This is a genomic window from Streptosporangium sp. NPDC048886 (assembly GCF_055586905.1).
On sequence record NZ_JBVJHH010000055.1, the window covers coordinates 17,443 to 42,312 of the forward strand.

Consider the following 24,870-nt stretch of genomic DNA (forward strand, 5'->3'; position numbering starts at 1 on the left):
TGGAAGCCTCCCGAAAGGGCCGTGCGGCCGCTCGACCGGCACTCGACCGCGGCCGCGCGACCGGCGCCCCGGCCGCAGGGCGGAATGCACGTCATGCATTTGTCGGTCGTGATCGCTAGCGTTCCGCGCAGCACGGCGGCAGGGGCTGAGAACCCCTGCGAAACTCGACCGGTCATGGACGGCGGAAGGCGGAGCGTTGGGTTGGCTGACGGCGGGCGACGGGTACGAAGTCGCCCTCATAGAGGGTCGGGTCGCGGCGAGAGCCACCTCCGGCAGGGCGGCGGGGCGGCAGCTGAAGTCACTGCCCAAGGCGTTGCGGGAGCATCCCGAGGTGGACCGGCTGCGCCGCCTCGCCGAGTGGCTCGACCGGCACGCCACCGCGTGCGTGGCGCAGGTGGACGTCTGGATGGTGTCGTCCCTGCCCGTCCCGACCGGGCTGCTGGCCCGCGTGTGGCCGGACGAGGCGTGGCAGTCGGCCCTGCGCGATCTGGCCGTGGTCGGTGACGACCCGGACGAGGTCGGCTTCCTGCGGGACGCCACCGACTCCGGACAGCTGCGGGTGGTGAACCTGGACGGCGAGACCGTCCGGCTGTCCCCGCGGACGGTGACCCTGCCGCACCCCGTGCTCCTGCCCGAGCTGGACGACCTCCGGGAGTTCGCCGCAGAGCTGGGCGTGGTCCAGAAGGTCGAGCAGATCCACCGCGCCACCTGGCACAAGCCCGCCGACCTCGGAGAGAAGGCGACCGACGTGACGGAGTTCGCCGGAGGCGGATACGCCTCCCGGTTCGCTCTGGCCGCCCGGGCCACCTCACTCGGCTACCGGGTGTCGGGAGGCTACGCCACGTGCCGGGTCCGCGACGCCGGACGGATCGCGGAGGCGGCCGTGTGGATCGGCGAGCCGTACTGGGACGACGAGGTGACGACGGGCGGCCTCACCTGGCGCGACCAGGACGGCAGAACGCTCCGGTTGCGTGAGGTCGGCCCGGTGGCCTGGTCGGAGGGGATGCGGATGGCCGCGGCGCTCTACGCCGGGCGCGAGGTCGAGGAGGGGAAGGACGCGTGAGCGAGGACATGTCGCCGGCGGAGGCCAGGGCCGAGGAGCTGGTGAAGGCCGGAGCGGTACTGCCGCCGGACACCGAGGAGGCCGGTGAGCGGGCGGTGCCGTTGACCGCCCGGCGCTACCGTCACCCCGGGCTGGACGGCCGGGTGGTCGTCCGCCTGGTCGCCGGGGAGCTCGGCGCGGCCGAGGACCTGGCGGCGGGCTTCCTGGGCCTGGAGCCGGACGGTGAGCCCGCCGTCGTCGGTCTGGGGTCCCGGCGCTCCCTCGGTTTCCCGGAGTGGGTGCTGGTCAACCACCCCGAGGACGGCCATCACGCGCTCGCCGTCGTGCCCGAGCTGGAGCGCACGGCCCGGCAGGCGAAGTCCAAGCCGAAGGCCGCGCTGGACGCCTACCAGCAGCTCGCCGGCCAGCTGGCCGCCGCCGTCCCGCACTTCCTGCCCACCTTCTACGAGCAGGCCGGCCGGGTGTTCCTGGCCGTGGAGAACTCCACCTACGCCGCGCAGATGTTCGCCCACGCGCGCAGGGCCGAGGCCGAGCACGGGCTCGCGGTGGACGACGACCGGCTCGACGCGGTGTTCCTGGAGTTCGCGCTCGCGGGGGCGCTGCCGGTCAAGGTGCTCTCCGGATACGCCAGGGACCTGGCCGGCCGGCTGCCCGCGGACGAGGCGCTGCGCCGGTTCACGCGGCTGTGCGTGCGGCGCACCGCCGGAGGGCTGCCGCCGTCGGCGCAGATGGCGAGCGATCTGCGCAAGCTCGCCAGGGCCGCCGGCGCGGACGCCGACCGGGAGGAACAGGCATACCTGGCCGAGCTGCTCGGCCTGCCGGCCACCCAGCGGGCCGTGACGGGCTGGTGGAAGGCCCACCGCGCGGCGATCGCGTCGCTGGGCCGGCGGGAGCCCGAGGTCCGCGGGACGCTGCTGAACATCATGCCGCAGGCCAGGGACCAGGAGCTGGCGAGCGTGTGGCTGGAGGTGATCGAGGAGTCCGGCGCCGCCGCCGGCCTGGCCGGTGGCGAGGTGCCGGAGCGGGAGCGGCCCGCCGACGGCACCGCGGGCTGGCTCGACAGGTTCCTGCAGGCACGTAACCACGCCTGGGGGCTGCCGCCGCGCCTGCCCGGCCTGTACGCGCTGGTGGAGCGGGTGGCCGACCGGCTGCGGGCCGAACTCGCCGAGCCGGGCCGCACGGCACCGTCGGCCGAGTACGACGTCGACCTGCTGGACCTGCTGCTCGCCCTGGACGTCCCCGTGGCCGATCCCGGTGAGCACCGGATGCTCTACCTGGAGCACTGGGCGAAGGGTGAAGGCCGGCGCGACCTGCTCGCCCTGGCCGCCGACCCCCGCTTCCGGCCCGCCTTCCAGCGCGGGGCCGACAGGTTCGACGACGACGAGGACGGCCGGCGGGCCGTCCGCGTCCTGGCGGAATCCCCCGGGGGGCGGCCGATGCTCGCCGAGTGGATGCGGAAGGTGGCCCTGCGCTCGTCGGCCGCCGGACTGCCGGAGCTGCCCGACGCCATGCGGCGGCTGGCCTGGCTGCCAGGTGAGGCGCTGGTCCTGGCCGAGGAGGAGGTGCGCCAGGCCGCCGGGGCGGACGTCGCGCTGGTGCTCGCCCGCACGCTCCGGGCCGGGCTCTTCGACGAACTGGGCTGGCCTGCCTGGGAGGAGGCGGCCGAGACCCTCGTGCCGAGGAAGGACGTCGACGACCTCGTCGTCGCCGACGCCTGGCCGCATCTGATCGTCGCGGGATCCTCACAGGCCCGGGTGCTCGGCGCCGAGGGCACCGTGCTCACCCATGACCTGCGCGTCCCGAGCGCCGACACCTGGGGTGACGACTCCGGCTTCCACTACGTGGACGGCGAGCTGCTCGTCTACTGGAACTCCCGGCAGCTGGACAACGGGCTGCGCGGATACTGGCACACCTCCGCCGACCGGATCCAGCCGCTGGAGGGGGGCGGCAGCACCCGCGGCACGCGCATGGACTGGTACCGGGGCGACGATCCGGTCACTCTGCCGCTGCCCGGCGGCGGGCGGACGACCGGCAGGGGAGTGCTGCACCCCGGAGACACGGCCGTGCCCGCCGAGCGGTCGGTGATCACCGACGGCACCTCGTTCTGGGTGTGGACCTGGGACGGCTCGGATCACGAGAGCACCGGCTGGTACGAGTACGACCCGCTCAGCGGGGAGCGGGGCAGGAAGGGCATGCCCGGCTTCCTCGCCGACGCGCTCCGCACCGCCCCGGCGGGCAGCGCGTTCCGGTCGGGCTGGCTGCTGCCCGCCCCTTCGGACGCGCCCACCCCCGTCGGCACCGCGGCGGACGGCCTGCTCGGCTGGCGGGTGGTGCAGCTGCCCGACGGATCGATGCGCGGTGAGGACCTCTCCGGCCGCGCCGTGACCGTGGCGGACGGTTCCGGAGCCCCGCTGCACGCGCTGACGTTCCCCGGGGACGACCGGCCCCGGGCCGTGGTGAAGAACGGCAGCTACCGGGTCGACCTGGTCGACCCGGACGGCGTCGTCACGGCTGTGGCCAAGACGGACGCCGCTCCCGGCGCCTTCGCCGCGGGCACGCTCATCCTGCCGCCGCTGCGCTACTGGCACTGTCTCCGGCCGAGGGATCCGGAGGGCTCCGTGCTGCTGCGCCGCATGGACCGGGACACCGCGGCGGCCCTGCTGGGAGCGGCCCGCACCGGGGACGAGATCGGGGAGGAGGAGCTGCGGGCGCGGATCCGGGCCGTCCTGCCGCAGGTGAGCCATGAGGCGCTGGTGGCCGGCATCGCCGGGGTCGTGCGCTTCGCCGCCGCCCGGCAGGCTGAGCTCCACGCCGTCGCGGCCCGCCTCTCCGAGGCGCTCGCCGGCGGTCACCGGGAGGAGTCGCCCACCGGTCCTGTGGACCGGCTGCTCGACCAGGCGCTCAGCGGCCTCGGCGCCTCCGCCGGCCGCTCGTGGCACCGCCAGGACCTGGACAGCACCTTCCGGCAGATCCAGTCGTTCGGCCGGGCGTTGGCGGCCGATCCTCCCGAGGCGGCCCCGGCCCGTCTCCACCTCGATCTGCCGGAGTGGCCGTCCACGTCCCTGGTCTGGACCCCCCTGCTCGACCACACCGCCGCCCTGGCGTTGCGGGCCGCGGCGGTGGCGATCGAGGAGGAACACCGCACCGCACTGCACGGGCTCCTGTGTGAACTGCGCGATCTCGGGCTGCCCACCGCGGCCGACCCCTCCCGATGGCGCCGGATGTCGCTGCACCTCGACGGACACCACCTGCCCACGGTCGACGGCAGCTTCCGCCGTGGCACGTGGCTCGGGGTGCTGCCGCTGGGCGACGGCGCGCTCATCGCCTTCGTGAACCGGTCGTCCCCGGACGACTCCGGCTGCGTGTGGACGGCGCTGTTCCACGACCCGGCCGGCCGGTTCGAGGTCCCCCGCCCCTACACCGTCCGGTCCTCCTCTCCTGTCGGCGACGCCCGGCGGGCGGGCTGGCTGGAGGCGTTCCTCACCGAGCTGGCCGAGCGGGGCCAGGCGCCCTGGCGGCCCGAGGCCGCCGAGGAGTTCGCCCGGCTCACCGGCGTCTCCCCGACGACCGCCCGGCTGATCGTGGCCGGCCTGCCGTACGTGGACACCCACGAGCGGAGCTTCCTCGGCAAGGAGGCGCGGGCCACGCTCGGGGTGAAGATCGCCGATGCCGTCATCGCCAGGGACGAGCTGCGCAATGTGAGCATCGCCGCCCGGCGCGCGGTCGTCGCGGCGCTGCTGCCCGAGGACCCCGCCCGGCTCTGGACGGACGGCCCGGACGTGGCCGGCGCGGCGGAGGTGTGGAACAGCGAGGTGGGGCGGCAGGCGGCGATCCCCGAATGGCTGCTGGGCGAGGCGGCCCGCGCGGTGCGGACGGGATGGGACACGGGCCGGACACTGCGCGCCCTCGCCGACCCGGCCACCGCGCCGGAGCTGAGCCGGGACCTGGTCTGGCGGGTCAACGGAGACCGGGTCCGCCCCGTCGACGACGAATCCGCCGGATTCACCGCGAGCACGCTCGTCATGGCCGTCGTCACAGCGGGCTGGCTCGCCCACCGGCTCCCCGCCGGAGACCCGATCCGCGCCGCCCTGCCGGGCACGCTGGCCGCGGTCCGCGACCGGCTGGCCAGCCCGGAGCTGGTGCTCGACCTCGGGCGCTACGTCGACCTGCCCGAGTTCCGCAAGGCCGCCGGGGCCCCCACCGAGATCGGCGAGGGCTACGAGAGATACGGCGCCGTCATCATGGCCACCTACGACGACCGCCCGGCCCCGGGCGTCCGCACGGCTCTGCTGGACGCGGCCGGCGACGACCCCTACCTGCGCGCCCTGGTCGGTTCCGAGGAGCCGTTCCCGGCCGTGATCGCGCTGCGCACCGCCCGCGACCCGCGCTTCGAGGCGCTCCTGGCCGATCCGGGCGACCCGGTGGAGGGGGAGCGGGACGCGGCCGGGACGTGGTGGCCGCAGGACCCCACCCGGTCGGTGCCCGACCTGGTCGTCGAAGTGGCGAAGGAGCACGGCCTCGGCGAGGACGCCGCGGCCGTATATCTGACGCTGCTGGCCATGCCGGACCCGACCGACCGCAACCTCGCCCGGTGGACGGGCTGGAAGCCCGCCCGGCTCAAGGAGGCCCGCGCCGAGCTGGCCGCCACCGACCTCGTCGTCGGAGCCAGCCGGGCGCGCGCCGGGCGCGCGCTGTTCCTGCCCGGCGGCTGGACGGAGCTGCGGACGCCGCGCCTTCCGCTGGAACAGTGGAAGCTCCCCCTGTTCGATCTGGCCGGGAGCTCCAGCGTCCCGCTCGTGCCGGTCCAGCCCGCCGCCGACCTGTACCGCAGGGCCTGGCAGCGGGTCCGCGACGGCGACGCCCCCCGGTTCGAGGAGCTCAAGATAAAGCGCGGAAGGCGCCGCTGAGCCCGAGCGCCACGCGGGTGCGGCCCCGGTCCGATCCGGCGGCCGCACCCGCGCCGCCGGATCGGACCGGGCCCTCCGCCCACCGCCGCGCGAGGGGACACCCGGCGCCGGCCAGGCCGCCCGTCACGGGCGGCGTTTCAGAGATCCATCATCCAGAGCACGAGGACTTCACTTCATGACCCTGACCGACGATCAGACGACGGTCCCCCCGGCCCGGCAGGTGCTCGCGGCCGAGGAACGGTACGCCACCGAACTCGCCTTCCTCGCCGCCCATGACGACGGGCCCCGCCCGCCGGGCTGGACGCTGACGCCACGCGCGGTGGTGACCTTCGTCTGCGGCAGCGGCGACGAGACGCTGGAGCTGCCGAAGAGCCGGCGCGTGACGGCCGACGACGGCGTTCCGGCCCGGTTGCGGGTGGCCGCCAAGTTCGTCGGCGAGCGCGCCCTGGTCGAACGGTGCGTGGTGACCCTCGCGGGGGAGCGTGGCCTGCTGCTGGTCGGCGAGCCCGGCACCGCCAAGTCGATGCTGTCGGAGCTGCTGGCCGCCGCCGTGTGCGGGACCAGCGCGCTCACCGTCCAGGGCACCGCCGGGACGACCGAGGACGCCTTCCGTTACGGCTGGAACTACGCCCTGCTGCTCGCCCAGGGCCCCAGCCGGAACGCGCTGGTCGACTCCCCGGTGCTCACGGCCATGCGCGCGGGACGCGTCGCCCGGGTCGAGGAGATCACCCGCTGCCTGCCGGAGGTGCAGGACGCCCTGGTGTCGATCCTGTCCGACCGGCGGCTCAGCGTGCCCGAACTCGCCGGCACCGCCGACGCCCAGGTGGCGGCCGCCTCCGGCTTCACCGTGATCGCCACGGCCAACCTGCGCGACCGCGGCGTCTCGGAGATGTCGGCCGCGCTGAAGCGACGGTTCAACTTCGAGACCGTCGACCCCATCTCGGACGCCGAGGCGGAGACCTCCCTGGTGCGTCGCCAGGCCACCTCGGTCGTCCAGCGGGCGGGCGCCGCCTTCGGCGTGGACGACGCCGTGCTCGACGCGCTGGTCACGGTCTTCCGCGACCTGCGCTCCGGCCGCTCGGACGAGGGCTGGGACGTGGAGCGGCCAGGCACGGTGATGTCCACCGCCGAGGCCGTGCAGGTGGCCGCCTCACTGGGGGTCGCCGCGGCCTACCTGCCGAGCGGCGACGTCCTCGACCTGCTGCCGGGACACCTGCTCGGCGTCGTCCGCAAGGACGACCCCGCCGACCACGGGCGGCTGCTCGGCTACTGGGACGGCCCGGTGCGCCGCCGCGCCGAGGACGGCTCCGCGATGTGGCGCAGGCTCTGGGACCTGCGGGAGAACCTCCGTTGACCGGCCACAACGGACCCGGGACCAGCCAGGACGCCCAGCCCTCCGTCCATGACGCCGGTGACGTCGGCGACGCCCGGTCCTCCGGTCGTGCCGCTGGTAATGCCCGGCCCTCCGTCTATGACGCCGGTGACGTCGGCGACGCCCGGGACGTCCGGCCCTCCGGCCGTGACGCCGGCGGAGCCCGCGACGCCGATGACGCCTGGGGCGCCGACCCCCGGCGGGCGGTCGACGCGCTGGCCTCCTCGGCCCGGCCGTACCTGCTGGGGGTGCGTCACCACAGTCCCGCGCTGGCCGTGGCCCTTCCCGCGCTGCTGGAGGCCGCCGACGCCGAAGTGGTCTGTGTCGAGCTGCCGGTGGACTTCCAGCCGTGGTTGCCGTACCTGGCCGACCCGGGCACCCTCGCGCCGGTCGCCCTCGCCGGGGCCGCGGGGGAAGGGAGCCTCGGCTTCTACCCGTTCGCCGACTTCTCCCCGGAGCTGGTGGCGATCCGCTGGGCCTGGAAGCGCGGAGCGGAGGTGCTCTGCTGCGACCTCCCGCTGGCCGACCCCGGCTGGCACGCGTCCGACACCGCCCCGGCGTCCGGTACGGCGCGGCCGGCCGGTACGGATCCGGTCCCGGCCCCGGTGGACGCGGGTCCCGATGCGGCTCTGACTCCGACGGCGCCGGTGGGCGCGGGTTCCGATGCGGTCCTGGCCCCGACGGCGCCGGCGGACCGGGACCCCGCTCCGGTGCCGGACGGGTCCGGCCCGGACGCGCTCCCGCTCCCGACGGCCCCGACTGATGCGGTGGCCTCGCGGGGGAGGTCCTTCGCCGACGCGCTGGCCGCCTCGGGCACCGGCCGTGAGGGAGACGACATGTGGGACCGGGCCGTGGAGGCCCTCGCTCCCGGATGCGGGCCCGAAGCGGTGCGCCGCGCCGCCCTCGGTGTCGGCTGGGCGCTGCGCAGGGACGCCGAGGCCGCAGGCGGTGTGCCGGCCAGGGACATGGCGCGTGAGGAGCATATGCGCCGCGTCCTCGCCGGCGCCGCGGCCGGCGGGCGGCGCGTCGCGGCGGTGGTCGGTGCCTTCCACGCTCCCGCGCTGATCACCCCAGGCACCGTGGAGCGCGTCTTCGACGCGGCGGACCTCGTCCCCGACACCGCGCTGATCACCTCCGGCGCCGCGGACCTCGTCCCCGACGCCGTGGAGCCGGGCCGGGCCGGCGCACCGTCCGCCACCTCGCTCGTTCCGTACGCCTTCGACCTGCTCGACTCGCGGTCCGGTTACCCGGCGGGCATCCGTGACCCGCGTTGGCAGCAGACGGTGTTCATGGCGGGCGGCGACCCGGACCGCGTCAGGGACGGCGCCGCCCGCGCGATCACCGACCTGTGCCGGGAGCTCCGCGCCGCCGGCCACACCGCGGGCACCGGGGAGGCCGTCGAGACGCTGCGGCTCGCCTGCGACCTGGCGCAGCTGCGCGGGCTGCCCGCGCCGGGCCGGGGCGAGCTGCTGGAGGCGGTGACGACCGTGCTCGGCCAGGGCGAGCCCCTGGGCCGGGGGCGGGCCCTGGCCCGGGCCCTCGACGCGGTGTTCGTCGGTACCGGCCGCGGCCGGATCGCACCCGGCACGCCACGTTCGGGGCTCGGACCCGCCGTCGAGGCCGATCTCGCCGCGCTCCGGCTCCCGTGCCCGGACAGCCCCGAGCGACGTGAAGTACGCCTGGACCCGCTCCGCTCCGATCTGGACGCGCGCCGGGAGGTCGTGCTGCAACGCCTGCTGATCTGCGGCATCGGCTACGGTGAGCCGATCGAGGTGACCGGGACAGGTGACTCCACCGCGCTCACCACCCGGTGGCGACTCTCCTGGACCCCCGCGGTCCCGGCCCGGCTCGACCTGGCGGGCGTGCGCGGCGTCACCCTCGCCCAGGCCGCCGCCGGCACGCTGCGCGAGACCTTCCGCCGCGAGTCCGCCGAAGGGGGGCCCACCTGCGGCCTGATCCTCGGCGGCCTGCGCGCCGCGGCCCGCTGCGACCTGCCCGACCTGGTCGCCGAACGCCTCGCCGACACCGCCGTCGCGTTCCCCGCCACCGCCACGCTCGCCGAACTGCTCGACGCTCTCGACCTGCTCGAGGCGCTGCGCCGCCGGCACCTCCCCGGTACCACGCCCGAGGGCCGCGAGCGCGCCGCCGAGCTGGCCGGCACCCTGCTGGAGGCCGCGGTCCGCGCGCTTCCGGGCCTGGCCGGCAGCGATCAGCCGCAGGACGCGGCCGCCCTGGTCGCCCTCGCCACGCGCGTCGGCGAGGAGCGCCTCGGGCTGCGGATGGACGACGCCCTGGCCGCGCTCGCGCGCACCGCCTCCCCCCTCATACAGGGCGCGGCCCTGGCCGCCCGGGTCCTGCTCGACCTGGACGGTCCGGACACTCTTGGAGCCCGGGCCGCCGGATGGGTCGGCGCCGCCACCGGCCCGGACGGCCGCCATCGCCTGAGCCGCCTGCTGACCGGCGTGCTCACGGCCACCGGACCGCTGCTCCAGTCGGCGCCGGCGGCGCTCGACCCGCTCATGGACCGCGTCGACGGCCTCACCGACAAGGAGTTCCTCGACCGGCTGCCGGCGCTGCGCGGGGGGTTCGACACCCTCACCCCCGCCGGCCGTACCCGGCTGCTGGGGGCCGTGTCCGAGCGGCTCGGGGACAGGCTCGACCTGGCGCTGAGCGCTCCGCCCGCGCTGCTCGCCCTCTGGAGCGCCGCCGACTCCGCCGGGCTGGCCGCGCTGCGGGCGCTCCGGCTCCCCGTCCCCGCCCTGGCCGGCACGTCGTCCGACGCGCCGCGACCACCCGCGCCGGACCACCGGACCGCACGGGACGGCGAGCAGGAGTGGGACCCGCAGCCGGCACGGCCGGAGGCCGGCGCGGTGACGGACGACGATCCCGCCCCGCGCAGGCTCCGGCCGGCCGACCGGTGGCGGCTGCTGCTCGGCCGGGAGTCCGAGCGGCTCCCGGCCGGTGCCCGCCCCTACGCACGCGCGCTGGAGGAGCTGTACGGAGCGGGCCGGGGCGAGGGCGCGGACGACTTCGGGCGCGACCCCGGGGGAGGGGGCGACTCCGGCGGCCGGGGAGAATCCTTCCCCACCGCCCGAGAGTGGGCGCAGGAGCTGGAGGCCCTCTTCGGCACCGACGTGCGCGAGGAGGTGCTGGCCCGGGCCGCCGACGCCGGACGGACCGACGTGCTCACCGAACTCGATCCGGCCGCGGTACGGCCCTCGGTCGAGCTGCTGACCTCCGTGCTGTCGCTGGCGGGCGGCCTGCCCGAGCAGCAGCTCGCCAAGCTCCGGCCGCTGGTCCGCCGCCTGGTCGCCGAACTCACCCGAGAACTCGCCACCCGGCTGCGGCCCGCCCTGAGCGGGCTGGCGACGCCGCGCCCGACCCGCCGTCCAGGCGGCCGGCTCGACCTGCCGCGCACGCTGCGGGCCAACCTGCCGTACACGCGCCGCATGGACGACGGCCGGCTCGTGGTCGTCCCGGAGCGGCCGGTGTTCAGCACCCGGGCCCGCCGGGAGGCCGACTGGCGGCTGATCCTCGTGGTCGACGTGTCCGGCTCGATGGAGGCGTCGGTGATCTGGTCCGCGCTGACCGCCGCCGTCCTGGCGGGTGTGCCGACGCTCTCCACCCATTTCCTGTCGTTCTCCACGGAGGTGATCGACCTGACGGACCGGGTCGCCGACCCGCTCTCCCTGCTGCTCGAAGTGCGGGTCGGCGGCGGAACGCACATCGCCGCGGGGCTCGCTCACGCCCGCTCGCTGGTCACCGTACCGAGCCGCACGCTGGTCGTGGTCGTCAGCGACTTCGAGGAGGGCTACCCGATCGGAGGTCTGCTCGGCGAGGTCCGCTCCCTGGCCGGTTCCGGCGTCCACCTGCTGGGCTGTGCCGCGTTGGACGACAGCGGCGTCCCCCGCTACTCGGTCCCCGTCGCCCGGCAGCTCGTCGCGGCCGGCATGCCCGTCGCAGCCCTCAGCCCGCTCGCCCTCGCCCGATGGGTGGGCGACCGCCTCCGCGGAGAACCCCGGTGAATTCCCCCACATCAACCGTCACCCCGGCCGGACAGCTCCCACCGGCGGCACCGCACGTGGTCGCCGCGGCCGTCGAGAGCCTCACCTCCAGGCTCCGCAAGAAGCTTGACGCGGCGATCGAGCAGTATGCCGCCACGCCCGCCGTCGCCGACGGCGCGGACATCCGGATCGGCTGTGGCGAGGACGCGGTGGTCACCCTCTCTCCAGGGGCGTCGGGCGCGATCGTCGACGACGGCCAGGCGCGGTGCAGCTGCCTCCTGGCACCACGGTGCCTGCACCGCGCGGCCGTGCTCAGCGCCTGCCCGGTGGCCGACGCCGACGCCGACGCGGGCGCGGGCGTGGTCGAGGACCCGGATACAGCCGCCGGCACAGACGCAGCCGCCGGCACCGGCACCGGCGCAGTCGCAGCCGCAGGCGCGGACGTGGTGCCCGGACCGCTCGGCGACCGCGGCTCCGGGGCGGGGAGCTCCGTCACGCGTGCCGATCCGTCCCCCGGCGGGACGGGGAGCGGCGCGGCCGCGGGGCCCACCGCCGCGCAGGTCGCCGCCGCCTCGGGCCTGTGGGCCGCCGCTGCCGCCGTGCTGTCGGCCGGGGTGCCCGCAGCGGGCGCGGTGCCCCAGGCGGAACTGCTCAGGGCCGCTCATACCGCCCGCCTGGCCGGGCTGCCCAGGGCCGAGGCCGCCGCCCTGCGCGCCGTCCGCGGCCTGCGGGCGGCGCGTGGCCGGCACGACGGCCACCGCCTGGCGGACCTGGTGTCCGCACTCCGCGACCTCCTGCTCACCGCGGGCCGGCTGGCCGCGGCCGACCCCGACCCGGCGCTGATCGGAGGCGTCCGCCGGAGCTACCAGCCGGGCGGGAGCCTGCGCGTCCACGGCGTCTTCCGGGAGCCGGTGATCAGCAGCACCGGCTACGGCGGCGTGGTCACCCACCTCCTCACGGAGGACGGCCGCTGGTTCTCGGTGGCCGACGTCAAGCCGGGCGGGCCGGCCCGTGCCCGTGGCGCCGCCACCGCGCCCGTCGCCATCGGCCCGGCCACGCTGAACCACGCGCAGCTGGCGCGGGCGGGACTGCTGATCGCCGGGGCGACGGTCTCGGCGGACGGCCGTCTCGGGGCGGGCGGCGGCGTGCGTGCCACCCCGATCGCCGGCATGTCGTGGACGGCGGGACCGCTGGCCGCCCTGTTCGCCCGGCCGCTGGCCGCGGCGGTCGGCTCGCGGCTCTCCGCGGGCGCCTGGAGCGAGTCGGAGACGGAGGAGAGAGTCCGAGAACCGGTCGGGTGCGATCTGGTGATCGTCGGCGCCGCGGGCGATCACGTGCTCGCCCGCGAGCTGCTGCCCGCCGGCGCGCCGCCGGAGGGATCCGATCCGGAGGCCGACGGTCCGGTGCGGCAGCCGCCGACGACCGTACGGCCCGACGGCCCGCTGATCCGGCTCATCGCGGCCGGCTCCCATCCGTCCCTGGCCCACGTCGCCAACCTACGGCAGCTCGCCTCCCGGCCCGGCATGCTCGTACGGGTGGTCGCCAGGCTGGACCCCGACCGGGCGGCCGCCCTGCGCCCGCTCGCGGTCGGACCGGTGCCCGGGGCCGAGGCGACACTGCGGCTCCCCGCCGAATGGCAGGGCCACGCCGACCTCGGGTATGACCGCCTGCAGGGCGCTCATCTCCCGCCGCCTGACGTCTGCCCGCCGTGGCAGGCGGGCACCGAGGCGGCGGCGGACCCGGTGGCCGACGCCCCGCTGTGGCGGGTCAGGCGGCTGGTCGAGCTCGCCGTCGCCGGGGGCCGGCGGGCGGTCGCCGAGAGCGCGCGCGGCGGCGACTCCCGCGACCAGGGGGTTCCGCTGCGCCGGGCGGGGTTCGCCGCCGCCGCCGAGCTGGCCGCCGCGCTCACCGCCGAGGCCGACCGCCGGGGCCGCGACGTGTTCGGACGGTTGACGGACTCCGGCCCCGACGGGTACGCGTGGGCATGGCTGGCGGCCGCGATCCACCTCGCGGCCGCGGAGCAGGCCCTGGTCGAGGCGTCCTGGCAGGCCGGCCAGGCCTGACCGGCCGACACGGAACGGCCGGCGCGGAGTCCGGAGCCGGCGGTTCCGCGGGCCTGCGACCGTCCTCGGCCAGGCCCGCGGACCTCCGACCCGGGCGGGCCGTCGGCGTACGCCGGGGACGGTCGCAGGCCATTGCGAATGGCTACAAGTCAGCCACAAGTGCCGGTCGGCATCATGGCTGCCGCTGGAGGGACGGCGCGCAAGGGAGCAAGGCTCCGCCGTTCTTCCAGCGGTCAGAGCAGAAGCCGGGGCCGCGGCCGAGGGGGTACGCCCAGGCCACCGGCAAGGTCGGCGTCTGCATGGTGACCAGCGGTCCCGGGGCGGCCGACACGGGACCCGGCCTGCCTGTGGGAGTTCGAGCTGGAGGACCATTTCTGCTGCTGGCCGGGGGAGCGCACGCCGTCGCCCACGGCCAACGCCCATGTCCTGGAAGCGTTCGCCGAGCATGTCGCGCGGACCCCCGACGGCACCGGACGCCACCGCGCCGCGATGGCCAGGACCGTCGAATGGCTGGTGGGCGTCCAGCGCCAGGACGGCTCCTGGTCGGACAAATGGCACGCCTCTCCCTACTACGCGACCGCCCACTGCGCGCTCGCCCTGGACCCGGTGACGGACGGCGGCGCCGGGGACGCGGTGCGCCGGGCGGTCGAGTGGACCCTCGCCACCCAGAACGCCGACGGCTCATGGGGGTGGGGAGCCACCGGCGAAGAGACCGCCTACGCCGTGCACATCCTGCTGCGCACCCGGTCCGGGCGGGCCGACCCGCGGACGCGGCGGGCCGCCGCCCGTGGCCACGCCTTCCTGCGCGAGGAAGACCCCGACAGGAACCCTGCCCTGTGGCAGGACAAGGAGCTGTACGCTCCGACGGCCATCTGCCGGGCCGTACGGCTGGCCGCCCTGCACCTCGCCGAGCAGAACCGATTGATATCGGATATTTCAACATCATCGATCAAGTGACCGGCCTCCGTCGGCGACCATGACGGCCCGGCGCCGGACCCCGCGCCGGCCCCGGCTGTCACGGGTTGACGGACCGGCCGGATCTTGGCATGGATCCGCTGTAGCGTCCAAGCGAGACCGACGAGAACAGGAGCGCCCATGAGCGAGATCGCCGCCCGCTACCGGACCCGTGCCGACATCTTCGCGGCCAAGGTGGCCGCCGTCAGGCCCGACCAGTGGTCCAACCCCTCCCCCTGCACCGAGTGGACCGCCAGAGACGTCGTCGGCCACATCGTCGAGATGCACGGCGCGATGCTCGTTCCCCTCGGCAGGTGGCTCAGCCCCGCCCCCACCGTCGAAGAGGACCCGCTCGCCGCGTTCGCCTCGGCGCGCGCAGACGTCGAGGCCCTGCTCGCCGACCCCGCCGCCGCCGCGAGCGGGGTCGACACCCCGGCCGGACACGTCACCACCGAGCAGAACATCGACCAGGTCGTCAGCGCCGACATGGTCCTCCACGGCTGGGACCTCGCCCGTGCCACCGGGCAGGACGACACGATCGACCCGGCCGAGCTGGCGGCGATGTGGCCCGGCGTCCAGCAGATCCCCGACGAGCTGCGCATCCCCGGGGCCGTCCGTCCCGGCGTCGTCGTCTTCGGCCCCAAGGTCAAGGTCCCCGACGACGCCCCGCTCCAGCATCGCGTCCTCGGCCTCCTCGGCCGCGACCCCCACTGGTCCGCGTGACACGAGGGCGTCAGAGCACTGTCGCCGGATCCGCCGCGATCGGCCGCCGGGCGCGCACCACACCTCGCCCGGCGGCGCCGACCGGGCGAGGATCTGGTCACACGGCGGACGGGAGCCGTCATTCACCGTCCGACGCGATGACCGCCGGGATGCCAAGGATCAATCGAATGCATACTCCGGTGACATGTGCACGACCGGGTGGTTCCGTAAAATGGCACAGACGGCGTGCGCCGATCACGCGCGGCGGCGCCGGCATTCGGTGACGGCCGGTGCGCCACGGCCCCGCCGAACGGGAAACGCGGGCCTCCCCTCATCGCGGACCTCCTCTCACCACGTGCGACACGACCAGGGAGACGACGAGATGACGCGCCCTCCGCTCCCTCCGTTCACCCTCGAAACCGCCATCCGGAAGACCCGGCTGGCGGAAGACGCATGGAACACCCGAGACCCCGAGAAGGTGGCGCAGGGCTACACGCCTGACTCCCGCTGGCGCAACCGCGCCGAGTTCGTCGACGGCCGCGACGAGATCATCGAGTTTCTCCGCCGGAAATGGTCGAGAGAGCTGGAATACCGGCTCATCAAAGAGCTGTGGGCTTTCGCGGGAAACCGCATCGCCGTGCGCTTCGCCTACGAATGCCACGACGACTCCGGAAACTGGTTCCGCTCCTACGGCAATGAGAACTGGGAGTTCGACGGGCAGGGCTTGATGCGCGTGAGGCACGCCTCCATCAACGATCTTCCGATCAGGGATTCGGACCGTAGATACCACTGGCCCCTGGGGCCTCGCCCGGACGGCCATCCGGGACTGAGCGATCTCGGCTTCTGACGGCACCCGGTGTCCGGCTCGGACCCGCGCCGGCCTCCGGCCCGGGGGAGACGCCGAGGCCGGCGAGGAACGCCTCGCCGGCGGGCGTCACCAGAGTGCTGCCGGCCGGACTCGCGCGGACCGGCGTCCGGCTGCTGGTCGACGCCGGGGGCAACTCGACGATCTCCATGGAGGACCTCGCCGCGGCCGGCTGGGCTTCACAATCCGCGTTTCCTGCGCAACACTGCTCAATATCAGGAATCTCTCGGCATATATCTCCATAATTCGCCTTAGAGCCTGTCTTTATCGATATTCGCACCGTCTCCACTGTGCATGCGCGTCGCAGCCCACTCCCCCTGGAGGACACCTGTGCGGACCACCCCCCAGAACCCCCGCCCACGGCCGCGCCCCTGGCGCCGGCTCGCCGGCCGGCTCGCGCTCATCCTGACCGCCGGCACCTGCGGCCTGTCGGGGACGGCCTGGACCCCGGCCGGCGCGCTGGCCGCCGATCCGCCCGGCATGGCCGCCACCGTGGTGCCGGCGCCGGCTCACGTCGAATCCTCCGCCGCCACCTTCACCCTCGGCGGTCAGGCCAGGATCTACGTGCAGAGCGGCTCGCCGGAGGCCACGGAGATCGGTGAGTATCTCCGCGGCCTGCTCCGGCCGGCCACCGGCTACGCGCTGCCCGTCGCCACGTACTCGACCGGCGTCTCGGGCGGCGTCTCGCTCCTGCTGTCCGGCGCCGACGCCGGTCTCGGGGACCAGGGCTACCGGCTGGAGGTGACCGGCACGGGCGTGACGCTGCGGGCGAACGCGCCCGCCGGCCTCTTCGCCGGAGTGCAGACGCTGCGGCAGCTACTGCCCGCCGCGATCGAGCACCCGACCGTCCGGCCCGGACCGTGGACGGTGCCGGGCGGCGTCATCACCGACCGGCCGCGCTTCCAGTACCGCGGCGCGATGCTCGACGTCGCCAGGCACTTCTTCGGCGTCGACGCCGTCAAGCGGTACATCGACGAGCTCGCCCTCTACAAGATCAACACACTGCACCTGCACCTCAGCGACGACCAGGGCTGGCGCGTCCAGATCGACTCCTGGCCCCGGCTGGCCGAGTACGGAGGCTCGACCCAGGTGGGCGGCGGCCCCGGCGGCTACTACACCAAGGCCCAGTACCGCGACATCGTCGCCCACGCCCAGAGCCGCCACATCACGATCGTGCCGGAGGTCGACCTGCCCGGCCACACCAACGCGGCCCTGGCCTCCTACGCCGAGCTGAACTGCAACGGCACTGCCCCGCCGCTCTACACCGGCACGGGGGTCGGATTCAGCTCGCTGTGCATCTCGAAGGAGGTCACCTACCGGTTCGTCGAGGACGTCATCCGCGAGCTGGCCGAACTCACCCCCGGCCCGTACCTGCACATCGGCGGCGACGAGGCGCACGCCACCACCGACGCCGACTACGCCGCCTTCATGAACCGGGTGCTGCCGATCGTCGCCAAGTACGGCAAGCGCGCCGTCGGCTGGAACGAGGTGACGAAGGTCGGCCCGCCGGTCTCCACGGTGCCGCAGTACTGGGGCACCGGAACGGCCAACGCCTCGCTCGCCCAGGCGGTCCAGCGGGGGAACAAGGTCGTGATGTCACCGGCGAACAAGACCTACATGGACATGAAGTACAACGCCTCCACTCCTATCGGGCTCACCTGGGCCGGATACATCGAGGTCCGCACCGCCTACGACTGGGACCCCGCGGCATACGTGACCGGCGTCCCGGAGGCGGCGGTCCTGGGCGTCGAGGCTCCGCTGTGGAGCGAGACGGTCAGGACGCTGCGGGACATCGAGTTCATGGCGTTCCCCCGCGTGGCCGCGCTCGCGGAGGTCGGCTGGTCCCCGCAGTCCGCCCGTGACTGGACCGGATTCCGCGGCCGGCTCGCCGCCCAGGGGCCGCGCTGGGACATCCTGGGCGTGAACTACTACGCCTCGCAGCAGATCCCCTGGCCGGGCCGGGGCAACCTCGCCGCCTTCCGGCCGGTCACCGTCTCCAGCACCGAGGTCGACTGGCTCGGCGGAGCCAACGCCAACGACGGCGACGCCTCCACCCGGTGGTCCTCCGCCTACAGCGACCCGCAGTGGATCCGGATCGACCTCGGCTCGGTCCAGCGGATCGACCGCGCCGTCCTGAGGTGGGAGACCGCCTACGCCAGGGCGTACCAACTGCAGATCTCCGACGACGGCGCCGGCTGGCGTGACCTCTACGCCACCACCGCCGGCGACGGCGGGGTGGACGAGCTCACCGGGCTCAACGGCACCGGCCGCTACCTGCGCGTCAACACCACGGCCCGGGCGACCGGGTGGGGCGTCTCGCTCTACGAGATCGAGGTCTACGCGCCGAGCCCGTGACCCGCCCCGCCGGCCCGCCGGCCTGGCCGCCGGGCCGGCAGGTCGGCAGGTCGGCAGGTCGTGGACCTCCCGGGTGACGGCTCCGCCGCACCGGAGAGGTCGCGCGTCACCCCCGGAGCAGGCGCACCTGGACCGGCCGCCCGTCCACGGTCTCGAACTCGACCACGGTCCGCCCGCCCTGCGCCCGCACCTCGCACGGCTGGTCGCCGTCCGCGCGCCAGCGTCCCTCCAGGGTCACCCGCATCCGGTGGGGATGGCTGGGGCTGGTCAGCCACGGCCGTGACCAGGGACTGTAGTGGCCGACGTACCGGCCGCGCTCGTACTGGTCGTGGTCGATCCCGCTGTAGAGCCGCAGATCGGGATCGCACACCGCCAGCACCAGGCCGTCGTCCCCGTCGTCCCTGGTCAGCACCATGGAGGCCGTGTCGACCTTGCGGACCGGCCCCTCGGCCAGTTCCGCGGGCGCGAAGACCGCGTAACCGGTGATCCCGGTCGCCCGGTCGCGCACCACGTGCGCGGAGGTGTCGGCGCGCAGCACGGCGTACGGCGCGCGCGCCGGGTCGGCCATCGCCTCGGCGAACGCGGCCATCCGCTCGGGGGTGGTGTTGACGACCATGGCGTAGCAGTAGCTCCCGCCCCGGGGCGCGGCGCCGTGCTTGATCCAGGCGGTCGCGAAGTCGCCGCTGGTCGGGGCCTCGGTGGCGTTGTCGCGCGAGCTCTGGGTGGAGCGCGTCAGGCCGACCCGCTGCCCGGCCGCCAGGTGGTAGCCGATGCCCTTGTCGTCCAGCAGCCAGCGCGGCGTGAGATCCGGCGCGTCGTGCGGGAAGGCCGTGACCGGCTCGGTCCCGTCGACGTAGGTGGGGGCCGCCTGACTGGGCAGGCGGGTCTGGAAGAGCGTGGTCTCGGTCTCCCGTCGGGAGTCGTTCTCGATCCCGGTGCCGACGGCCACGATCCGGTCGTCGAACAGGAAGACCGATTTCAGCGCGCGGTGCGAGCCCTCGTACTTCGGGTGCTCGCGCAGCTCCATCGCGAACATGCCGTTGCGGCCGTCGATGGTGTGCGCCCCGCCGAAGCGTGAGTCGGTGAGCAGCATCTCCTCGATGGCGCCGGTCAGGTCTCCCCGCAGCTCCTCCAGCGGCCGGTGGACGACGGTCGTGCCCGGCCTGCGGTTCCAGTCCCAGCCCGCCTGGGCGTAGCCGCTGTCGGCGTTGTTGACCGGGTCGCCCCGGTGCAGCACCTGGATCTGGCCGTAGGTGTTGTAGCGGCCGTACCAGTTCGCGCCGTGGTAGATCTCGGTGCTCCACAGGTAGCGGTTGTGCCCGCGTACCGTGACCTGCCAGTTCTCCCGCCGGTGCACGGCCAGGGCGGCGTAGTTGATCGTCCAGTTGCCGGTGGGGTCAGGTTCGGCGACGATGCCGCGCGCGGCCAGTTGGGCGGCGACCCGCTTCTGCTGGGCGCTCGGCGCGGCGGGCAGCAGGCGCAGGAACGCGGCGCCGATCTCGGGGTCCACCTCGCTCGAACCGTCGGGGGTGCCGGAGATCGCCAGCCACTGGTAGGGCACGGGCGACAGGGCGGTCAGCCCGCTGGGGTTGCGCCCGCTGATCGAGATGGGCCAGTGGTTCTTGTTGGCGTACAGGCGCATGGTGAGCACGGCCCGCTTGAGCGAGGCGTGCGAGTCGGGAGCCAGCCGGAACACTCCGCCGCTGAGCACGTAGACCAGCGGGGCCAGCCCGGTGAAGCCGTCGCGGGCGTAGTCGGGGAAGAATCCGACGTGGTGGAAGGTGGCCCCGTCCGTCTTGAGCCCGTCCTGGACGCCCGCGCTGGGCAGCAGCGCCTGGTTCAGCCAGCCGCGCAGCGCCCGCAGGTAGGCGATCTGCCCGGCCTCGGTGTCGCCCAGCAGCACGGCCGCGAGCATCCCCCGCAAGGTGGTGTTGAGGATGTCGGCGACGCTGCCGTAGGCCCTGCGGTGCTTCCAGCTCAGGAAGATCCGGCCGAGCCCGCTCAGCCAGGCCAGGTCGGCGCGGACCTGCTCGAACAGCCCGGCCTCGCGCAGCGCGTCCTTCATGAGGTAGACCGAGTCGTAGTAGCCGCGCGCGTCGTAGCCCAGATGGTGGATGGTGCCCTGGCAACTGCCCCGGGTCCAGCCCTGGTCGCGCAGGTGGACGATCATCCGGGTGTAGAGGGCGGCGAGCGCCGGCCGGTGCGCCGCGCCGGCCGAGGCGAAGGCCAGCGCCACGGTCCTCATCAGGTCGGTGTAGGCGCGCAGCGTCACCGCGTTGACGAACGACTTGAGCTCGGCGGCGATCTCCGGCGGGTAGATCTGCGACTGGTAGGAGAAGACCGGGCGGCCCACCCCGCTCGCGGACGCCTCGGGGACGCCGAGCGCGGCGACCTGGCCGGTGAGCGCGGCCACCGAGGCGTCGTCCACCTTCACCGGCGAGAAGAGGTACTCCTCCCGGTAGCGGGTGACCAGCGCGCGCAGTGAGGCCGTCTCCTCCGCCGACGGCGCGGCCGTGTCCGGCCGGACCCTGGTCAGCAGGTCGTCGTAGCGGTGGAGCGCCTGCCAGTGCTGGTTGTCGTAGTATTCGCCCTCCTTGGCGATGTCCGGCACCTGGGCGTCACGGGTGGGGGCGTCCGGCCGCAGCGCCACGTTGAGCATGAGCTGGTCGAGATGGAGCGTCCCGGCGCGGCCGGGCGCGATGATCCGCAGCGTGTCCATGCCGGGATGCGGCCGGCCGTGCATGTCGTAGTCGTAGCGGACCCAGGCCGTCCGCCAGCCGGTGAAGCCGAGCCGGAACTCGAACCAGGCGTCGGTCCGCTCCCCCCGGCCGAACTCGAAGCGGACCACGTCGTCCACCGGGGTCTCGTTGAAGATCCAGACCGAGAAGGTGTCCACGGTCCCCTGCCAGGCCTGGTCGTCCATCGGCCGGTAGGGGTCGGGGGCGAAGCCGATGGGGGCCGTGACGGTGATCGTGGAGTTGCGGCCGTGCTCCCAGCGGAGCGAATGGCTCCCGCAGATCGCGGCCCGGTCGGTGATGCTCAGCGTCGAGCCCTGCCCGGCGGTCATCTGCGGCGGGACGGCGGTCTCCAGCAGGAAGACCGGCGGGGTCATGGCCAGGGCCCGCTGCTCCAGGTCCCCGGCCACGGCGGCGGACGCCGTACCGGGCCGCAGGAACACCGCTCCCGCCACACCCGCCGCCCCGGCCCTGAGCGCGGTCCTACGCGTGATCTCCAGCACAGCCCCTCCTTCGGATCGGATCAGCCGTATCCAATGCGAGGCAAAAGTGATGAATAAAGAAGTAATTCAAGATTTTTTATGACCGGTTCCCCTGGCCGGCCGGGGAAAACCACCTGCTCCGCAGGATTCATCCCTAATTCATTGCGTTGACTTAGGGATGACTCTCCCTCCAGGATTCCGACATCCACCCCCTCCCCAGGAGTGTTCGATGAACGGATCCCTCCCTCGCCGCCGGGTGCTCAGGGCCGTGGCCGCCGTGACCGCGGCCGGCCTGCTCGGCCTCGCCGCCGCCTGCGGCGCCGGCTCCACCGGCGAAGCCTCCGACGAGCTCGTCTACTGGTCGATGTGGAAGGCGGGTGAGCCCCAGGCCAAGGTGCTGGAATCGGCCATCGGCTCCTTCACCGAGGAGACCGGCGTCAAAGTCAAGGTCGAGTGGAAGGGGCGCGACGTCGCCAAGCAGCTCGCGCCCACGCTCAACACCAGGAACGTCCCCGCCGACCTGGTCGACTCCGCCGACCGCTTCGTGAAGTCGACCTTCTTCGCCACCGGGCAGGGACTGGATCTCTCCCCGGTATACGACCTGGAGATCCCGGGCGAGAGCGGCAAGAAGGTCGGCGACGTGATCGCTGCCAAATACCGCGAGTACGCCACCGCGGAGGGCAGAGCCTGGCTGGTGCCCTACGAGGTGCTGGCCGAGCAGATCTGGTACGACGGCGGCACGCTCAAGGACGTGGCCGCCGCGCCCCCGAAGACCTGGGACGACTTCGTCTCGCTGCTGGCCGCGCGGAAGGCCGCGCGGGGCGACGGGCCGCTGGCGCTGGACGCCGACATCGCCGACTACTCGGCCTTCTGGACCTACCACGCGGTCCTGCGCGACCTCGGGCCCGGCGCGTTCGGCGCCGCCGCGACCGACCCGACCGGCGCCAAGTTCGACGACCCGGCGTTCGTGGCCGCGGTCCAGAAGATCGAGAAGCTCGTCAAGGACGGCTACTTCGTCAAGGGCTACGACGGCAGCAAATACCCGGCCGTCCAGCAGAAGTGGGCCGCCGGCGGCGCCGACTTCCTGCTGCTGGGCACCTTCGCGCCGAGCGAGACCAAGCCGTCGGCCAAGGAGGGCTTCCAGTACCGTTCCTTCCCCTTCCCGGCGGGCGCCAAGGGTGAGCAGACCCAGGAGATCTCACTGATCGGGTTCGCGATCCCGGCCAGGGCCGGGAACGCCGAGGCGGCCAAGAAGTTCATCGCCTACTTCATGAACAGGGAACGGCTGTCGAAGATCGCCACCGAGGCGGACAACATCACGCCGCGGACGGACATCGAGGCGCCCGCCGTGCTGGCCGACGTGAAGAAGACGCTGGACACCGCACAGACCCACCCGGCGCTCGACGGGGTGAAGATGGACCACACCGACTGGTACACCAAGGTCTTCCAGCCGGTCAACACCGAGCTGATCACCGGCAAGGTCTCCGCGGCCGAGTTCGTGGCCAAGCTCAAGAGCACCTCGGTCGACTTCTGGAAGCTCAACGGCTGATGGCCGCGACCGCCGTCCGCGCGACGGAGCCCACCCGGAGGCAGCCGGCCGCCCCCGCGGAGCGCGGCAGCCCGCTCACCCGGGGGAGGCGGCGGCTGTTCTGGCCGTTCGTCCTCCCCGCGCTCGTCCTCTACGTCGTCTTCTACGTCCTGCCGACGCTCGCCACCGGCTGGATCAGCCTCAACAAGTGGGCCGGGGCCGGGCCGATGGAGTTCGCCGGGCTCGACAACTACCGGCGGCTGCTGCTCGACCCGGTCTTCCACGACTCCTTCGCCAACACGCTGACGATCCTCTTCGTCGTCGGCGGCGCGACCTTCGCCCTCAGCTTCCTGCTGACGATGATCCTGCGCGACATGGCCGGGCGTAAGGCGGTCCGGGCGATCATCTTCTTCCCCAACATCGTCTCCGGCATCGTGCTGTCGATCCTGTGGGGCTTCCTTTTCCAGGCCGAGGGGGTCGTCAACCAGGCGTTGCGGGCCTTCGGCGTGGACAGCCCGCCGAACTGGCTGGGCACCGACAACCTCTTCTCCGTCATCATGATCGGCCTGGTCTGGGTGCAGACCGGGTTCTTCACCACGATCCTGATGGCCGCCGTGGACCGCATCCCGAAGGACCTCTACGAGGCGTGCGACCTGGAGGGCGCCAACGCCTGGCAGCGGTTCCGGAACGTGACGCTCCCGCTGATGTGGGACGTCGTCGGGGTCTGCGCGGTGCTCTGGAGCATCAGCGCGATCAAGATCTTCGAGTTCATCTACGCCTTCGCGGGCGCGGCGGGCCAGCTCCCGCCGACCAAGGTGTGGAACACCGCCCTGTACGCCTACGCCGAGGCGTTCTCCAGCGGCGTGCCCAAGTACGGCTCCGCCGCCGCGACCGGCATGGTCATGCTCGCCCTGGTCGGCGTGCTGGTCGTGCTGCTGCGCCGGCTCTTCCGCCGTGACCCGATCCAGTTCTGAAAGGGGACTCCCATGGCCACGACCCGTAGGTTCCCCGGCCCGTCCAAGCTGCTCGGCGCGCCCCTGGCGTGGCTGTTCGCCCTGTTCAGCGTGGCCGTCGCGGGATGGATGCTGCTGACCTCGCTCAAATCCACCCGCGCGATCTTCGCCGAGCCCTGGTCGCTGCCGACCAGCCCGCAGTGGGACAACTACGCCCGCGCGTGGACCGCCAGCGACTTCGCCGGGGCCACCCTCAACACGGTGGTCCTGGTGGTCGGCACGGCGGTCGCCACGATCGCGCTGTCGGCCCCCGCGGCCTACGCGCTCAGCCGGATCCTGACCCGCTGGAACAGCGGCATCACCGCGTTCTTCGCGCTCGGCCTGGGCATCCCCGCGCAGGTCATCATCCTGCCGCTGTATGTGATGATGAACGAGCTCTACCTCGTCGACAGCCTGACCGGCCTGTGGATCCTCTATGTCGCGACCTCGATGCCGTTCACGGTCTTCTTCCTGACCGGATTCTTCGGCTCGCTGCCCAGGGAGCTGGAGGAGGCCGCGGCACTCGACGGGGCCTCGGCCAACCGGACCTTCTGGCAGATCATGCTGCCGCTCGCGCGCAGCGGCATCATCACCGCGATGATCCTCAACATCATCCAGCACTGGGGTGAGACGCTGTTCGGCCTGATCTTCCTGCAGAGCGAGGAGAAGGCCACGCTCTCCCTGGCCCTGCTGGGCTTCCTGCAGCGGATGCAGTACAACGGCGCCGACTGGGGTGGCCTGTTCGCCGGGGTCTGCACGGTCGTGCTGCCCGTCCTCGCCTGCTATATCTGGCTCGGCCGACGGATCATCGAGGGCATGACCCTCGGTTCAGTGAAATGAGGGCGGAC

At 73.8% G+C, this 24,870-nt stretch carries 13 protein-coding genes and 1 pseudogene; 13 read left to right on the top strand and 1 reads right to left on the bottom strand.

The genetic code is table 11. From position 1 onward, the window contains the following. The first annotated feature begins 196 nt into the window (after nucleotides 1-196). The 10 genes and pseudogenes from ACZ6R6_RS43160 to ACZ6R6_RS43205 all read left to right on the top strand — a co-directional run bounded on the left by ACZ6R6_RS43160 (nucleotide 197) and on the right by ACZ6R6_RS43205 (nucleotide 18,285). Nucleotides 197-1,063 carry a DUF4132 domain-containing protein gene (locus ACZ6R6_RS43160; protein WP_470102736.1) on the top strand — a complete coding sequence of 289 codons (867 nt, stop codon included), beginning with the start codon at nucleotides 197-199 and terminating at the stop codon, nucleotides 1,061-1,063. Continuing rightward, a complete protein-coding gene (locus ACZ6R6_RS43165) occupies nucleotides 1,060-5,970 on the top strand; it encodes a DNA-binding protein (protein ID WP_470102737.1) in 4,911 nt (1,636 codons plus the stop codon). Before ACZ6R6_RS43160 ends, ACZ6R6_RS43165 begins: the two co-directional genes overlap by 4 nt. Nucleotides 5,971-6,145: 175 nt before the next feature. After that, complete coding sequence (locus ACZ6R6_RS43170) at nucleotides 6,146-7,324, top strand: ATP-binding protein (protein ID WP_470102738.1); 1,179 nt, start codon at nucleotides 6,146-6,148, stop codon at nucleotides 7,322-7,324. After that, nucleotides 7,321-11,367, top strand: coding sequence for a DUF5682 family protein (locus ACZ6R6_RS43175; protein WP_470102739.1), 4,047 nt, complete (start codon nucleotides 7,321-7,323; stop codon nucleotides 11,365-11,367). Before ACZ6R6_RS43170 ends, ACZ6R6_RS43175 begins: the two co-directional genes overlap by 4 nt. After that, nucleotides 11,364-13,409: an SWIM zinc finger family protein gene (locus ACZ6R6_RS43180; RefSeq protein ID WP_470102740.1), complete on the top strand. Its 2,046-nt coding sequence runs from the start codon at nucleotides 11,364-11,366 to the stop codon at nucleotides 13,407-13,409. The genes ACZ6R6_RS43175 and ACZ6R6_RS43180 overlap by 4 nt, the downstream gene beginning before the upstream one ends. Then, nucleotides 13,331-13,798 (top strand): annotated as a pseudogene (locus tag ACZ6R6_RS43185) (thiamine pyrophosphate-binding protein); the annotation flags it as partial. The gene ACZ6R6_RS43180 and the pseudogene ACZ6R6_RS43185, both read left to right, overlap by 79 nt. A 37-nt stretch (nucleotides 13,799-13,835) precedes the next feature. Beyond that, the gene (locus ACZ6R6_RS43190; RefSeq protein WP_470102759.1) at nucleotides 13,836-14,366 is read left to right on the top strand and encodes a hypothetical protein; all 531 of its coding nucleotides are present in this window, start codon (nucleotides 13,836-13,838) and stop codon (nucleotides 14,364-14,366) included. Nucleotides 14,367-14,504: 138 nt separating this feature from the next. Further along, the gene (locus tag ACZ6R6_RS43195) at nucleotides 14,505-15,086 is read left to right on the top strand and encodes a TIGR03086 family metal-binding protein (RefSeq protein WP_470102741.1); all 582 of its coding nucleotides are present in this window, start codon (nucleotides 14,505-14,507) and stop codon (nucleotides 15,084-15,086) included. A gap of 361 nt (nucleotides 15,087-15,447) precedes the next feature. After that, nucleotides 15,448-15,912, top strand: coding sequence for a nuclear transport factor 2 family protein (locus ACZ6R6_RS43200; protein ID WP_470102760.1), 465 nt, complete (start codon nucleotides 15,448-15,450; stop codon nucleotides 15,910-15,912). Nucleotides 15,913-16,260: 348 nt separating this feature from the next. Further along, complete coding sequence (locus tag ACZ6R6_RS43205) at nucleotides 16,261-18,285, top strand: family 20 glycosylhydrolase (protein ID WP_470102742.1); 2,025 nt, start codon at nucleotides 16,261-16,263, stop codon at nucleotides 18,283-18,285. Between the two features lie 106 nt (nucleotides 18,286-18,391). Here ACZ6R6_RS43205 and ACZ6R6_RS43210 read toward each other — a convergent pair whose 3' ends face one another. Further along, a complete protein-coding gene (locus ACZ6R6_RS43210; protein ID WP_470102743.1) occupies nucleotides 18,392-21,523 on the bottom strand; it encodes a chondroitinase family polysaccharide lyase in 3,132 nt (1,043 codons plus the stop codon). A gap of 208 nt (nucleotides 21,524-21,731) precedes the next feature. Between ACZ6R6_RS43210 and ACZ6R6_RS43215 the strand changes: the two genes are divergently transcribed. From ACZ6R6_RS43215 to ACZ6R6_RS43225, 3 genes are read left to right on the top strand one after another with little or no spacing between them, the layout of a single operon-like run. Further along, a complete protein-coding gene (locus tag ACZ6R6_RS43215; protein ID WP_470102744.1) occupies nucleotides 21,732-23,051 on the top strand; it encodes an ABC transporter substrate-binding protein in 1,320 nt (439 codons plus the stop codon). Next, complete coding sequence (locus ACZ6R6_RS43220; protein WP_470102745.1) at nucleotides 23,051-24,004, top strand: carbohydrate ABC transporter permease; 954 nt, start codon at nucleotides 23,051-23,053, stop codon at nucleotides 24,002-24,004. The genes ACZ6R6_RS43215 and ACZ6R6_RS43220 overlap by 1 nt, the downstream gene beginning before the upstream one ends. 12 nt (nucleotides 24,005-24,016) lie before the next feature. Further along, nucleotides 24,017-24,862, top strand: a complete 846-nt coding sequence (locus tag ACZ6R6_RS43225) for a carbohydrate ABC transporter permease (protein WP_306870323.1) — start codon at nucleotides 24,017-24,019, stop codon at nucleotides 24,860-24,862. Nucleotides 24,863-24,870: the final 8 nt, after the last annotated feature.

Coding starts and splice junctions, on each gene's coding strand:
- ACZ6R6_RS43170 (WP_470102738.1), top strand. CDS start 6,146: ATGACCCTGACCGACGATCAGACGACGGTCCCCCCGGCCCGGCAGGTG.
- ACZ6R6_RS43195 (WP_470102741.1), top strand. CDS start 14,505: ATGAGCGAGATCGCCGCCCGCTACCGGACCCGTGCCGACATCTTCGCG.
- ACZ6R6_RS43200 (WP_470102760.1), top strand. CDS start 15,448: ATGACGCGCCCTCCGCTCCCTCCGTTCACCCTCGAAACCGCCATCCGG.
- ACZ6R6_RS43215 (WP_470102744.1), top strand. CDS start 21,732: ATGAACGGATCCCTCCCTCGCCGCCGGGTGCTCAGGGCCGTGGCCGCC.
- ACZ6R6_RS43220 (WP_470102745.1), top strand. CDS start 23,051: ATGGCCGCGACCGCCGTCCGCGCGACGGAGCCCACCCGGAGGCAGCCG.
- ACZ6R6_RS43225 (WP_306870323.1), top strand. CDS start 24,017: ATGGCCACGACCCGTAGGTTCCCCGGCCCGTCCAAGCTGCTCGGCGCG.